This window comes from Sellimonas intestinalis, assembly GCF_001280875.1.
Taxonomy (GTDB): Bacteria; Bacillota; Clostridia; order Lachnospirales; family Lachnospiraceae; genus Sellimonas; species Sellimonas intestinalis.
Genome location: NZ_LGAJ01000007.1, coordinates 345557 through 358843, shown reverse-complemented (window position 1 = coordinate 358843; position 13287 = coordinate 345557). Strand labels below are relative to the sequence as shown.

Below are 13287 nucleotides of genomic sequence, written 5' to 3'. Positions count from 1 at the left end.
TGTTATACTCCTTCTTCCAGAATCCGGTAGACCGCTCCTATATCGAGATTCTCCCGGATCACCTTTGCAAGCTTTGTGTACTGTTCCTCTTTGTAAACTCTAAGATCCAGAGGCCTGCACTCCCCCTGACGATATCCTTTCCGTTCCAATAAACGGCGGGTGATCATTCCAGAGACGTCACCCGAATCAAAGAATCCGTGAACATAAGTGCCGCACACCGAACCGTACGCACATCCTTCCAGACGGCAGCCTTCCTCCTGCAAGGTAGAAATCTTCGTAAATGCCTCTCCGCCCGTCAAAGTAGTCTCTCCCATATGGATTTCATACCCTTCCAGCGTACAGCCCTCAAGGTCCGCCCAGAATCCCTCTTTGCATGTGATCGTTCCCTCAGCCCTTGTCCTTCGCTTCCGTCCGGTAAACATCGTCCGTACCGGAAGTAAGCCAAGCCCTTCCATTGTTCGGGGAATACCGTCTCCTGCCTCCGATCCCGCAGGATCAACGAGGATGTCTCCCAGCATCTGGTATCCCCCGCAGATACCGATGACCGGAACTCCACGACCTGCCGCTCTTTGGATCTTTGCCGCCAGACCGCTTTCTTTCAGCCATTTCAGGTCTTCCAGCGTATTTTTTGTCCCCGGCAGTACGATCAGATCCGGCTCTCCAAACTGGGAAAGACTCCGGACATAACGCACCGAGATGTCCTCGTAGCAGGAAAGGACGTTCAGATCGGTGAAATTGGAAATCCTCGGAAGATGGATGGCAGCAATGTCAACCCTTCCCTTCCCTTTTGTATTCTCAAGCCTCTCGCTTAAACTGTCCTCGTCATCCAGCTCCAACGTTACATATGGGATCACACCCCGCACCTGTTTTCCGGTCCGTTCCTCCAATACGGAAAGTCCCGGCTTTAAGATCTCCACATCTCCCCGAAATTTATTGATGACAAATCCTTTGACCATCTCCCGCTCCTGTTCTTCCAGAAGCGCCAGGGTCCCGACAAGCTGTGCGAACACACCGCCCCGGTCAATGTCCCCCACCAGAAGAACCGGCGCCTTTACCATCTGCGCCAGTCCCATATTGACGATATCGTCCTGTTTCAGATTGATTTCCGCAGGACTTCCCGCTCCCTCGATCACCACAATATCGTGCCGGTCCGAGAGCGTCTCATAAGCTTTCAGAATATCCGGAATCAATGCTTTCTTATACTGGTAATACTCCCTGGCAGGCATCATGCCCCGGACTTTTCCATTCACAATCACCTGGGACCCCATATCGCTGGCAGGCTTTAACAGAATCGGATTCATCTCCACACACGGAGCGATCCCCGCCGCCTCTGCCTGCATGACCTGGGCGCGTCCCATTTCCAGACCATCCTCTGTAATAAAAGAATTCAGCGCCATGTTCTGAGATTTAAACGGCGCCACCCGGTACCCGTCTTCCTTGAAAATCCTGCAAAGACCTGCCGCCAGCACGCTCTTTCCGGCATTCGACATGGTTCCCTGTATCATAATCGGCTTTGCCATGTTCCCTCTCCTTTATATCGTTTCAGAATCCTGCGAAATGCCGCAAGCAGCCTCTCGTTGTCTTCTCTTCCTTTGACCGCGATGCGGTAATATCCTTTTCCAAGTCCTCGGTAATTACAGCAGTCCCTTATGAGAAATCCTTCCTGCTTCATCTCCTCGTACCAATCGATCTCACTGTAAAATAAAATGTAATTGGCATCAGCCGGATAGTAACGAATCCCCAGTCGGCCGAATTCTTCCATGAGGTGTCTTCGCTCTTCCGCAATCAAAAGCCTTGTGGCCGCCGGAAGCAGGTCGTCTTTAAGCGCCGCCACTCCCGCCTCCTGTGCCGGGATGGACACCGGCCACGGCTGTCTTGCTTCTTTCATCCGATCTAACAATGCGGTATCCGAACAGACGCCATATCCGCTGCGGACTCCCGGAATGGAAAACATCTTTGTAAAGGCCCGCAGTAAAAAGAGCATCCGGTGATCTTTCACAAAAAACTCATGGTGAATCCAAGGGGCATCCTCTGTAAAATCGAAAAAGCACTCATCCAGTACAAGCCGGATCCCATTCTTCTCGCATCGTTCTATAATCTCCCGAAGCAATATCTCATCGATGCACTGTCCCGTCGGATTGTCCGGGGAACACAAAAACACCAGATCCAGATCCCCGGTCAGTTCCTCCAGATACCGGGACGTCAGTGTGAAATGATCCTCCTCCCGCTTTTTATGGAAACGAATCTTACAGCCGACTGTACGCAGCGCTTTCTCATATTCCGAAAAAGAGGGAGTACACAGAAGCGCCTGCTTTGGTTTTTCCGCAAGTACCAGCGTATAAATCAGATCCGCCGCCCCGTTTCCACAGACAATATAGTCAGGAGGAACCGACTCCCGTTTTGCCGCCGACTCCCGCAGTTTTCTGCAAAGAGGATCCGGATAGGCCGTCACTTTCAAAATGCTCTCCTGCAATGCCTTCATAACCTTTTCTCCCGGCCCCAGAGGATTGATATTTGCAGAAAAATCAAACAATCCGTCGTTTGTATAGATATCGCCGCCATGCTCCTGCATGTCGTTCACCTCGCTTTCTTTTTGCCTTACCATAGGAACAACAACCTCGCCAGCCCAAAGAAGAGCAGGCCAAGCCATGACGTTCCCATCAAAAGGTGGCACGCCCTTTGAATATCCTCCCGTTCTACACTTCGTATGGCGTCCCCAATGGACGGTTTCTCATACAGCTTCCCAAAATACCATGCATTTCCGGCAAGCCGTACCATCAGCGCTCCCGCACAGACAGCCTCGGTCTGAGCCGCGTTCGGACTCTTGTGATTGTGTCGGTCCCGCCGGTAAATCCTCCAGGCATTTTGCAAACTATAATGCGCCCGGTCGCTCATTCCCAGAATTCCGGCCGCCCCCATCATCAGAATCGCGGAAATCCGTGCTGGTATCAGGTTGCACAGGTCGTCCATTCTGGCCGCCGTCCGCCCAAAGTCCAGATACCGGTCATTGCGGTATCCGATCATAGAGTCCATCGTGTTGACCGCCTTGTAGAAAAATCCCAGGCCCGCTCCCCCGATCATCAGATAAAAGAGAGGCGCAATCACGCCGTCCGACGTATTTTCCGCCACCGTCTCTACGGCAGCTTTCACCACTCCCTCTTCCGTCAGATGTCCGGTATCTCTACCGACGATCATGGAGACGGCTCTCCTGCCGTCGTCCAGAGTACCGTAAGTAAGGGCTTCTTGTACTTTCAAGCTCTCTGCTTTTAAGGAACGGGCTGCCAGAAGCTGCCAGCACCAGAATGTCTCAAGCATCCAGGTGCAAACCGGATGGATGCGGGACGCCACAAACAAAAGCAGGCACGGAACAGTGGTGGAAATCCCCACCGTTAGAACCCAGAGCATCGTTCCTCTTCTTCTAAGCGTCCTGGCAGAACCGCCCTCCCGATACAGTTTTTTCTCGAGCCAGGAGATCAGATAGCCAATCATCCGGATCGGATGATAGATCCACGCCGGATCTCCCAAAAGCTGATCCAAAAGAAATCCTGCCGTACAGGCCGTTAAAATACACATAGCTGTTCTTCCACCTTACACTCTTTCTTCCCTGTTTTCCACAAGTCTTCCTCGATACGGACCCGATATCCACATCCGTTTCCACAATTCCACTCGTAATATTCTTGTTTCGGGATGCCGCATGAGGAGAGAATCGCCATCAGCGTCCCTCCATGAGCAATCATTGCCGCCCGCCGGATTTCTCCTGCCATCAGATCTTCCACCGCTCTTTGAAAGGCCTCCTTTGTCCGCGCGGTAAAAGAAGCCATGGATTCCCCGCCGGGAAACGGGAGGATGCCGCCGGAATCGATCCACGCCTGGTAGTCCTGATCCCCGGTCAGTTCCCTGTAATTCTTTCCCTCAAAGGCTCCGAAATCACACTCCCGGAATCCCTCGATAAGAACCGGATCCAATCTCGGGTAAAGAAGTCCTGCCGTTTCCCGGCACCGTAAGAGCGGACTTGCCAGAACAATCTCAACTTCCGGCACACCGGAAACACTGCTCACCGGAAGGATCGGCTCGTCTGTTGTTCCAATATAGCGTTTTTCCAGGTTCCCGGCTGTCGCAAAATGCCGGAACATCAGTATCTCCATCTGTTTTTTCCCTTTCGTTTCATGTATCCTATTTGTTTCCGGTTCCCATCTAACATGCCGGGAACCAGTATGCCGCTGTGAGCACCGTAAGAGCCGCCAGCTCAAAGACCTGGAGAAAATAGCCTGCCAGATCCCCTGTAATTCCTCCGAATTCTCTGTCAGCCATCCACAGATACCAACCAAAAACGGCCGCCAAAGTCAGGGTAAGCAACGCAAGTATCAGCACACCCGATGTCAAACATAAGACACCCGCGCACCCGACAAGATAGCATACGGTGGAAACGCATACTGCCCGTTCCCTGGCGGATTTATGAAAAGCCGCCGCCAGTCCGTCCTTTTTTGCTCCTTTGCAAAGCGTCACCGAAAGACCGCTTAGTGTCCTGGAAAGGACAAAGGCGCAGGCCATCCCCGGAAGCACGGCCCGATCTGCCACAGACCAGACAGCCACGCTCCACAAAAGATAGACGCCAAGACCGATCAAGGCAAACGCCCCGGTGTGCGGGTCTTTCAAGATGGCAAGCTTTTTCTCCGGCTCTTGGTAGGAACGTCTGGCATCCGTCGTATCCAGGAAGCCATCCATATGGATCCCCCCTGTCACAAGAAGAGGCAGAATCGTAAGGACGATAGCCACGAATATAGCCGGAAGTCTGTTCCTGTCCCGCAAACCATACAGAACCATTCCCATCCCCCACAAAAGCGCGCCCTCTGCCACTCCCACCAGTGGGAAGAAGCAGAATGTGTACTGCATCGCCTCATTTGTCCAGCGCACTTTCGGGACCGGGATTTTAGAATACATGGAAAACGCGATCCCTAAAGAATGAATCCATTTCATGTCGTAAACTCCTCATACTGTGCAATCTGAATATCGTCAAAAGAGCTCATCTCCTCATAGACGGCCATCGCCATATCAAGAAGCGGAAAGAGCGCGCAGGCGCCCGTTCCTTCCCCAAGGGCCATCTCAAGACACAGCGGCGCTTCCATGCCAAGCTCCTTAAGAATCCTTGCGTGAGCGGGTTCCTTGGAGCAGTGAGAAGCAAATAGATAGTTCCGTACTGCCGGATGAATCCTCGCCGCCGCAAGAGCCGCCACCGAAGAAATAAAGCCGTCCAGTACTGCCGGGATCTGATATTTGGCGCATCCTAAGAACACGCCGGCAAGACCCGCCAGGTCAAGTCCTCCTACCTTGGAAAGGACGTCCACCACATCGGACGGATCCGGCCGCCACTTATCAAGTCCTTCTCGGATCACGGCTTTTTTCCGGGTGAGTCCCTTGTCCGATAGTCCTGCTCCCCTCCCGGTCATTACTTCTACCGGTTCCCCGGTAAGCGAACAGGCTACGGCACTGCTGGTAGTCGTATTCCCAATCCCCATCTCTCCGGTAGCCAGGATTTCATATCCCTCTTGTTTTCGTTCCTTTACGATCTGCATCCCGATATGGATGGCCTGGATCGTCTCCTTTCTTGTCATGGCCGGCTCCCGCAGAAAATTGTTCGTGCCGCAGGAGATCTTATACGGAGTACGGGTCAGACCCTTCACATCCGTTCTGATTCCGATATCATAGGGCAGAACGTCCGCCCCTGCCGCTTTTGCCATCTTACAGACGCTCGTCTGCCCGGAAAGGAAATTCCCCGCTACGACGGCCGTCACCTCGTCTCCTGTCTGGGAAACTCCTTCTTTCACAATCCCATTGTCAGCACAGAGAATCACAATTCCTTTTTTGTCAATCAACGGGTGGATGGTCCCCTGGATCGCGGCGATCCTTGCAATGGTCTCTTCGAGTTTCCCCATCCCATGCAAAGGCTTGGCAAGCTGGTTCCACCTGGCAAGCGCTGCCTGTCTTACCTCCTCATCCGGCAAAGTGATGTCCTTGATTGCATCGTTCCAGTTTTCTTTTTGCATATCACGTTTTTCTCCTTTCCAGACAAACTTTCACAAACCGCTTTGCAAAGTCCGGGCAGGAATCATAACTGATATGAGGAAACCCGGCAAACACCGCTTCCTTTTGCTCCACACAGTCCCAGTTTCGCTTTCCGTCGGGCTTCACCGCACGGCAACGGCTTCCATTCTCTGTACAGTCCCAGTAATGAAATTCATGTCCCCGGATCGTCTCCCCTTGTCTCAGATACACAAGATCCGATTTTGCTTCCAACGTCACATAGCCGAATCTTCCCAGGCTCTCTGTCCGGTAGCCTCTCCCCTCCAGAAATCCAGTCATGGGGTAGAAGTTTCCGTCCTCTGCTTCCAGCTCCTCTTTCAGATAGAGAAACCCGCCGCACTCGGCAAGACATGGCATCCCAGCCGCCAGACTCTTGAAAATATCCTGACGGATCCCTTTGTTTTTTGCCAACTCTTCTGCGTAGAGCTCCGGATATCCTCCTGACAGCAAGATCCCTTCCGTCCCGTCCGGAAGAGCCATGTCGTGAATCGGAGAAAAATACAGGATCTCACACCCAAGTTCCCGCAGAAGTTCCAGATTGTCTTTATAATAGAAGCAAAAGGCCTCGTCCTTTGCCGCCGCGATCCGTACTGGCGGGCGGACGGTTCCGGCAGACTTCCCTGTTTCCATAAGAAGGTCTTCTCTGTCTCCTGCATCTGTCCCCTCTTTTGCTATCCTATACAGCAAATCCAGATCCAGTGTCTGCTCTGCCTGATCTGCCAGAAGATCCAGCTTCTTTTCCAAAGATTCTACTTCCCCTGGAAGCAAAAGTCCCAGATGCCGCCCCGGAAGAGCGGCTTTTGGAAGAATCGGGAAATACCCTGCCAGCCGGACGTCATATCCTTCTTTTGCAAGCCATGCTTCTGCCACCGGGGCAAGCTGCCCATATGTCCGCCCGGTCATCCCATTGAAGACCACCGCCCGAACCTGCCTGGTTCTCTCGTAATCCAGATACCCCTTCAAAAGGGGCAGTACCGAATGTCCCATTCCCCGGCAAGGAAGGACAAGGACGACGGGAAGATTAAGAGCCGCCGCAATCTCGCTGGTACTCCCTTCCGGATCCGAGCAACGCAGCCCGTCATAGTATCCCATGACGCCCTCTGCCACTACCAGATCTTTCCCTTCTCCATGCTTCTGAAACAGCCGCCGCTGTACCTTGGGTGTATGGAAAAAGAGATCCAGATTTTCTGACGGAATTCCCAGAATCCTCTCATGGAAGAGAGGGTCAATGTAATCCGGCCCGCATTTGCAGGCGGCAAGGGAAAGCCCTCTTTTCTGAAAGGCCCGCAGGAGCGCGCAGACTACGCTCGTCTTGCCGCAGCCGCTTGCGGTCCCGGCAATCAGAATCCGACCCGTTGTATTATTCATCGCTGTCCTCTCCTCCCCCTTGCAGCACGGCCATCCAGACCGGATTTTGCCCCATCATCATATGATAATCTCCCAACTTTCTGCTGCACGCCGTCTGTATCTGTATCACATCCGTCTCCTTCCACCGCTCCTCTTGAAGAAGTCCTGCCATCTCCTGAACCGTCTCCAGGCTGACCGCTGTCACGACAATCCGCGCATTCGGAGATTTCGAAAGGCAGACGTCTATCATCTCCCGCAGTCTGCCGCCGCTTCCACCGATAAACACGTGGGTCGGAGCCGGAAGATCGTGAAGCGCCTCCGGTGCGTCACCCTCCACTACGGTCACATTGTCCGTTCTCCACCGTCTCTTATTTTCCTGAACGAGCCGGACGCCCTCCGGATTACGCTCGATCGCATAAACCCGTATTCCTCCGCCTTGCATGGCAGTCTCTACTGCCACACTGCCGGTTCCGGCCCCAATGTCATAGACGACAGAATCTTCCTGAAGCCGAAGTGCCGCAATGGCCATGGCCCGGACGGAAGACTTCGTCATCGGCACGCTTCCACGAATCAATTCCCCGTCCTCCAGATGACGCCCCACCCTGGCGTCATATTCTGGATGATGTACCCATAAAACTGTCAGTCCTGAAAGCATCTCCGGTGTCATATCCCGAACCGCTCCGCTGTAAAATACCTCGTCCTCATAGGAAAGATTCCGTCCTGCCGCCGCTTTTAGATCATCGAGTCCATACCATGCCATCTTTTCCAAAAAAATTTCCGCTGTCATCATTCCTCCCAGCAGAATAAACGTGTGCTCATGTGTGGAGATCGCATGAATCACATTCTGGTCTGTCCCGTGAAGGCTTACAAAAGCGGCCCTCTCCCATGGAACCTGACAGCGTGCCGCCATAGCAATCACGGAAGCAATGCCAGGACAGATCCTCACCCTCCAGCCTGCCCGACAAAGCTCTTCTGTCATCTTTTCTGCTCCACTGTAACATCCCGGATCTCCGGAGAATAGAAGAGAAATCTTCCCGTCCGGTACTGTCTCCAAAATATGTAAGACCTCCTCCGGCCGGTATTTCTCATAGCGGAGTACATTCTCTTTCTGATACTTCTTCGTACTTTTCAGCATCCGCTTGGCCCCGATGAGAACAGTACTCTCCCCGATCAACTGCTTTGCCTCCTGAGTAAGACTGCGATCCCCATCTGTTCCGATTCCGATCAGATTAATCGTTCGTTCCATAGTGATATCCCCTCGGTGTCACCATCGCCTCCCCGATCCGTCTGGTCCGGGACGTGCCGATAAACACTGTTGTAAACATATCCGTTGTTGTGTCCTTTAACTGTGCAAGAGTCATCAGATGCTGTTCTTCTCCTTCCCTTGCGATCTGACGCACATAGCCGCATACCGTATCCGGGCTTCGATATTCCAGCATAATATCACATGCACGGCGCAGATAATCCGCACGCTTTCTGCTGGATGGATTGTAAATACAGACGGCAAAGTCTCCTTTTGCCGCATCCCGGAGACGCTCTTCAATCTGCTCCCATGGCGTCAACAGGTCGCTTAACGAAATCACCGCAAAATCGTGAATCAGCGGCGCGCCCAGCCGCGCGGCTCCCGCAGTAGCCGCAGTAATCCCCGGAATCACCGTGATCTTCACCCCGCCAAGCTCCATATGCTCACGCATTTCGTACATGAGTCCTGCCATCCCGTACACCCCTGCGTCACCGCTGCAGATCATAGCCGTCACTTGTCCGGCCTCGGCCTCCCGAAGGGCCATTTCACAGCGCTTTACCTCCCAAGTCATAGGCGTGGTAAGAAAACGCTTTCCGGGAAAATGCTCTTTCACAAGATCCACATAAACCGTGTAGCCTATAATCACATCGCACTCCTTTAATGCCTTCACGGCACGAATCGTCATCTCCTCATAGGCTCCCGGCCCGATCCCAATGACATAGACTTTCTGTTCCATCTTATTTCCCCTCCTTCCCGGATCCATTCCGAAACATCGTATCAAATTCCGGCGCATAAAGCCTCGACCGCTCATACCCGCTGTCTTTTCCTGTGTCCAGCACCCGTCCGACGACGATCAGCGCCGTCCGGGCGACTCCCTTCTCCCTGGCCGTCGCCGCCAGTGTGCCCACGGTGCATCGGTAAACCGCCTCTTCCGGCCAGCTTGCCTTATAGACAATGGCCGCCGGGGTGTCCTCTTTGTAACCACCCACAATCAGTTCCCCGGAAAGTTCCTCCAAAAGCCCGGTGCTTAAAAACAGTACCATCGTCGCCTGGTGGGCGGCAAAGCTTTGGATCGATTCTTTTTCCGGAACCTTTGTTCTGCCCTCCATACGGGTTATAATGACTGACTGGGATACTTCCGGCAAAGTGTACTCCAGATTCAATGCGGCAGCAGCACCGCAAAAAGAACTGACACCCGGACAGACGTCATAAGCGATTCCCATCCGATCCAGCGCATCCATCTGCTCCCGAATTGCTCCATAGATACTCGGGTCTCCGGTATGAAGCCGGACTGTCATCTCTCCCCGGCGTTCTGCATCCCGGATCACCTCCAGCACCTCCTCCAGCGTCATATAGGCACTGTCATAAACCGCGCAATCCGTTCTGCATCCCTTCAAAAGCTCCGGATTTACAAGGGACCCGGCATAAATCACCACGTCTGCTTCTCTTAGAAGACGATCTCCCCGAACCGTAATCAGGTCGCTTGCTCCCGGCCCTGCCCCTACAAAATGTACCATCAGGATCCCTCCTTTATCACAATCAAAGAATAATAACTGGAATGGTCCGGAACATCGTCTGGATTCTCATAGATCCGTTCTCCCTCCATTCCGCAGTTTTCCACCATCGCAAACCACTCCCCACTTTCCCGGAGCATATCCTTGATCACCGGCATCTTTTTTCCTGCCTTCATCAGGATCTTTGTCCCCGGAAGCGTCAGTCCCTCTTCGATTCCGTACGAGGCCGGCAAAATGTGAATCTCCTCCCGGTTCTCAGCAAGTCCCCGGTTCAAAGCCGCTGCCGCCGCACAGAAAGACGGTACCCCCGGAATGATCCTCGCCTCATATCCGTCCCGCAGCACCCGCCTGTGAATATACAAATAGGTGGAGTAAACGCTTGGATCGCCAATCGTCAGAAAGGCGATCTGCTTCCCTTGATTAAGATAGGCTTCCACCTGCTTCGCTCCTTCATCATGGATCTTCTTTAGCGCTTCTTTTTCTTTTCTCATCGGCATCGGAAGTCCAAGCACCGGTTTTTCCCGGATCTTCGGCACTTCTTCCCGCACAATCTGATACGCCTTGCACCGTTTCAGATGGATAGACTCTTCCTCCAAAAGACACGGCCTACGAAAGTCTTCCGCCGATACCGGTACCACAATCAAGTCGCTTGCCTGTATGATTCGCACTGCCTTTAATGTCAAAAGTCCGGATTCCCCCGGTCCAACGCCTGTCCCATATAAGATTCCGCTCATCGCCATCCTCCTTTTTCCTTTGTCTGTATGTCCCCAATCAGTTCTTCCACAGGTCCGGTCTGCCCCAGAAGGCCCCGCTCCCTTGAGAACATCACAAGCCCGGTCTCAATCTGTCCTCTTGTCCTCTGTCCCAGATTCCAGGTAATCCGCTCCATCATCCGCTCCAAAATGGACTCTCTCATTCCGATTCTCTCCAATATGCTAAGCATTTCATCCGTCGTGACACTCTCCCGAAACTCCGGCACGAGGGAAAGCAGGTCTAACGCTCCCTCCGGATCCCTCTTCCCTCTCTCCCAGGCAAGCTCCGCCAGCACGGAGAGAAAAATTTCCACTCTCCCATCCGCAATCCGTGAGTGGGTATTCCAGATCCCAGCCGCAAGCTTGACGAATTTTCCGATATGCCCTACTAAAAGCACCTTCTGAAAGCCCAGTACAACCGCCATATCAAGGGCATCACCCACATAATTGCTACATTTGACCGCATACTCCGGGCGGATGCCAAGTTTTTCTTCCAGGAACTCACTCCCGTAGTTCCCAGGCACGAGACAGAGCACCGTTGCCCCATCCTCTTTTCGCATGTTCATCTCCAGCTCAATCGTTCGTGTCAGCGCCTGTTCGCTCATCGGCTCCACCAGCCCCGTAGTGCCAAGAATCGAGAGCCCGTCCACGATCCCAAGTCTTGGATTCATTGTCTTTTTGGCAGTTTCTCTGCCCTCAGGTATGGAGATTGTCACCGTAAGCGTCCCAAAGAATCCCTGTTCCTCTGCCATCTCCTTCACCGCTTCTGCAATCATCATCCGCGGCGTCCGATTGATCGCGTATTCACCTACAGGCTGTTCCAGCCCCGGCTTTGTCACCCGGCCGACGCCCTCTCCTCCTTTCAGGCGAACCTGCACTTCCCGCATCTTTGCATGGCTCTTAGTCTCTTTTCGCACTTCAGCGCAGACGAGAATCCCATGGGTAACATCCGGGTCATCTCCGGCGTCTTTACGAACCGCACAAAAAACCACGTCCTTTTCCCGCCTGATCTCTTCCACTTCAAGAAACAGCGTTACTTTCGCCGGTACCGTCAGCTTCACCTCCCGGATCTCCTCGCCGGAAAGCACCATCCAGGCCGCTGCCTTTGCCGCTGCCGCCGCGCATGTTCCTGTGGTGTATCCTTTTCTCAGCTTTTTTTGTCCCTTGATAACTGTATCTTCGCATTTCATCTGACCGACTCACCGGATCCTTCCTTTGCTTCTCTTGCATGACGGACAAACATCTGCCGGATCCCGGGAATTTCTCCGAGCCCCTTGATTACCGGACGTACCTCGTATCCACGGGCAGTCAGAATGGATTTCCAAGAGTCCTCGTCCTCTCCTGCCATATCGTTTCTGGCATGATCTCCTGCTACGACCATAAATGGCATGAGAAGTACACGCTTTGTCTGCTGCTCTTTCAACTTTTTGAGCACCTCATCCATCTCCGGAAATCCTTCCACTGTACCGACGATCACATTTTTATAGCCCTTTGCCCAGAATGTGTAGTCAAGCGCCGGGTAAGCCGCATTGGTATGATGCTCCGTCCCATGCCCCATAAGTACAAGGGATTCCCCGTCGCCCGGTCTGACGTCTTCTATAATCAGTCCCGCCGCTTCCTCATAGTCCTTTGTCGCTTCCAAAAGCGGAGCCCCGATCCGCACCTGCGAGAACCGCTCTTGATATGGCGCAAGCTGACTTCTCATCTTTTCGTATTCCAGCCCGTGAATGATGTGGGTCGGCTGAACCAGCACCTCCCGGACGCCGTCCCGGTACATCTGCTCCATGGCCTCCTCCACCCGGAAAATCACAAGCTTATGGTCCAACTTTAATTTTTCGATGACCATGCCGCTTGTAAACGCCCGGTAGAGCGTCCGGTCCGGAAATGCTTCCGCAAGCTCCCTTTCGATGGCTCCGATTGTTTTTTCCAGTGTATCCAGGTGGCTTGTCCCAAAGCTCACCGTCAAAATCGCTTTTTTCATATTGTCCTCCCGAGCGGATCTGACTCTGACGAATGACATGAAAAACGGATATGAAAAAACAGGCAGCTTTCTTTCTGCCCACTCTTCCATATCCGTCTTTTATTTTTCCCTTTGATGGCTCCATGTTGTCTCGTACTTGTCATAATCCCGTAACCTTTCCGACACATTTAAAAGCAGGTATTCTGACTTAAGGATCTTTGCCTTTCTCCCCCCTTCCCATGCATCCGCACAGTGGGCTTACCAGAGAACGCTCCCCTCATACAGCAACGGGTATTGTTCCGGATTCTCACCGGATTCCCTTTTACTCCTTTTCCAAGGTACTTTTAAATGATTGTTTGATTCCAGTCCATAATACCATCGCCCAAACAT

General features: G+C 53.0%; 13 protein-coding genes and 1 riboswitch. All 13 genes read right to left on the bottom strand.

The genetic code is table 11. The features are described from left to right. Window positions 1–2 precede the first annotated feature (2 nt). From AOA56_RS09185 to AOA56_RS09125, 13 genes are read right to left on the bottom strand one after another with little or no spacing between them, the layout of a single operon-like run. Window positions 3–1520 carry a cobyric acid synthase gene (locus AOA56_RS09185; RefSeq protein WP_053769484.1) on the bottom strand — a complete coding sequence of 506 codons (1518 nt, stop codon included), beginning with the start codon at window positions 1518–1520 and terminating at the stop codon, window positions 3–5. Further along, window positions 1502–2605, bottom strand: coding sequence for a pyridoxal phosphate-dependent aminotransferase (locus tag AOA56_RS09180; RefSeq protein ID WP_238117665.1), 1104 nt, complete (start codon window positions 2603–2605; stop codon window positions 1502–1504). The genes AOA56_RS09185 and AOA56_RS09180 overlap by 19 nt, the downstream gene beginning before the upstream one ends. Further along, on the bottom strand, window positions 2599–3573 hold the full coding sequence (gene cbiB / locus AOA56_RS09175; RefSeq protein WP_053769483.1) for an adenosylcobinamide-phosphate synthase CbiB: 975 nt from the start codon (window positions 3571–3573) through the stop codon (window positions 2599–2601). The genes AOA56_RS09180 and cbiB overlap by 7 nt, the downstream gene beginning before the upstream one ends. After that, window positions 3561–4145, bottom strand: a complete 585-nt coding sequence (locus AOA56_RS09170; RefSeq protein ID WP_048620948.1) for a histidine phosphatase family protein — start codon at window positions 4143–4145, stop codon at window positions 3561–3563. The genes cbiB and AOA56_RS09170 overlap by 13 nt, the downstream gene beginning before the upstream one ends. A gap of 49 nt (window positions 4146–4194) precedes the next feature. Next, window positions 4195–4977: an adenosylcobinamide-GDP ribazoletransferase gene (locus tag AOA56_RS09165; RefSeq protein WP_053769482.1), complete on the bottom strand. Its 783-nt coding sequence runs from the start codon at window positions 4975–4977 to the stop codon at window positions 4195–4197. Beyond that, the gene (gene cobT, locus AOA56_RS09160; RefSeq protein ID WP_024733556.1) at window positions 4974–6044 is read right to left on the bottom strand and encodes a nicotinate-nucleotide--dimethylbenzimidazole phosphoribosyltransferase; all 1071 of its coding nucleotides are present in this window, start codon (window positions 6042–6044) and stop codon (window positions 4974–4976) included. The genes AOA56_RS09165 and cobT overlap by 4 nt, the downstream gene beginning before the upstream one ends. A gap of 1 nt (window position 6045) precedes the next feature. Continuing rightward, window positions 6046–7449, bottom strand: coding sequence for a cobyrinate a,c-diamide synthase (locus AOA56_RS09155; protein WP_024733557.1), 1404 nt, complete (start codon window positions 7447–7449; stop codon window positions 6046–6048). Beyond that, window positions 7442–8674, bottom strand: coding sequence for a precorrin-6Y C5,15-methyltransferase (decarboxylating) subunit CbiT (gene cbiT / locus AOA56_RS09150; RefSeq protein ID WP_053769481.1), 1233 nt, complete (start codon window positions 8672–8674; stop codon window positions 7442–7444). Before cbiT ends, AOA56_RS09155 begins: the two co-directional genes overlap by 8 nt. Further along, window positions 8658–9407: a precorrin-3B C(17)-methyltransferase gene (cobJ, locus tag AOA56_RS09145; protein ID WP_024733559.1), complete on the bottom strand. Its 750-nt coding sequence runs from the start codon at window positions 9405–9407 to the stop codon at window positions 8658–8660. The genes cbiT and cobJ overlap by 17 nt, the downstream gene beginning before the upstream one ends. A 1-nt stretch (window position 9408) precedes the next feature. Then, window positions 9409–10188 (bottom strand): precorrin-4 C(11)-methyltransferase, encoded by a 780-nt coding sequence (gene cobM / locus AOA56_RS09140; protein WP_053769480.1) that lies wholly within the window; start codon window positions 10186–10188, stop codon window positions 9409–9411. Then, entirely contained in the window at window positions 10188–10919 is a 732-nt protein-coding gene (gene cobI, locus AOA56_RS09135; RefSeq protein WP_024733561.1) for a precorrin-2 C(20)-methyltransferase, read from the bottom strand. Before cobI ends, cobM begins: the two co-directional genes overlap by 1 nt. Further along, complete coding sequence (gene cbiD, locus AOA56_RS09130; RefSeq protein WP_024733562.1) at window positions 10916–12127, bottom strand: cobalt-precorrin-5B (C(1))-methyltransferase CbiD; 1212 nt, start codon at window positions 12125–12127, stop codon at window positions 10916–10918. Before cbiD ends, cobI begins: the two co-directional genes overlap by 4 nt. Next, window positions 12124–12918 carry a sirohydrochlorin cobaltochelatase gene (locus AOA56_RS09125; protein ID WP_024733563.1) on the bottom strand — a complete coding sequence of 265 codons (795 nt, stop codon included), beginning with the start codon at window positions 12916–12918 and terminating at the stop codon, window positions 12124–12126. The genes cbiD and AOA56_RS09125 overlap by 4 nt, the downstream gene beginning before the upstream one ends. 155 nt (window positions 12919–13073) lie before the next feature. Continuing rightward, a riboswitch (cobalamin riboswitch) is annotated at window positions 13074–13258 on the bottom strand. Between the last annotated feature and the right edge of the window lie 29 nt (window positions 13259–13287).

Coding starts and splice junctions, on each gene's coding strand:
- AOA56_RS09165 (WP_053769482.1), bottom strand. CDS start 4,977: ATGAAATGGATTCATTCTTTAGGGATCGCGTTTTCCATGTATTCTAAA.
- AOA56_RS09155 (WP_024733557.1), bottom strand. CDS start 7,449: ATGAATAATACAACGGGTCGGATTCTGATTGCCGGGACCGCAAGCGGC.
- cbiT (WP_053769481.1), bottom strand. CDS start 8,674: ATGGAACGAACGATTAATCTGATCGGAATCGGAACAGATGGGGATCGC.
- cobT (WP_024733556.1), bottom strand. CDS start 6,044: ATGCAAAAAGAAAACTGGAACGATGCAATCAAGGACATCACTTTGCCG.
- cbiB (WP_053769483.1), bottom strand. CDS start 3,573: ATGTGTATTTTAACGGCCTGTACGGCAGGATTTCTTTTGGATCAGCTT.
- cbiD (WP_024733562.1), bottom strand. CDS start 12,127: ATGAAATGCGAAGATACAGTTATCAAGGGACAAAAAAAGCTGAGAAAA.
- cobI (WP_024733561.1), bottom strand. CDS start 10,919: ATGAGCGGAATCTTATATGGGACAGGCGTTGGACCGGGGGAATCCGGA.
- AOA56_RS09170 (WP_048620948.1), bottom strand. CDS start 4,145: ATGGAGATACTGATGTTCCGGCATTTTGCGACAGCCGGGAACCTGGAA.
- cobJ (WP_024733559.1), bottom strand. CDS start 9,407: ATGGAACAGAAAGTCTATGTCATTGGGATCGGGCCGGGAGCCTATGAG.
- AOA56_RS09185 (WP_053769484.1), bottom strand. CDS start 1,520: ATGGCAAAGCCGATTATGATACAGGGAACCATGTCGAATGCCGGAAAG.
- AOA56_RS09180 (WP_238117665.1), bottom strand. CDS start 2,605: ATGGTAAGGCAAAAAGAAAGCGAGGTGAACGACATGCAGGAGCATGGC.
- AOA56_RS09125 (WP_024733563.1), bottom strand. CDS start 12,918: ATGAAAAAAGCGATTTTGACGGTGAGCTTTGGGACAAGCCACCTGGAT.
- cobM (WP_053769480.1), bottom strand. CDS start 10,188: ATGGTACATTTTGTAGGGGCAGGGCCGGGAGCAAGCGACCTGATTACG.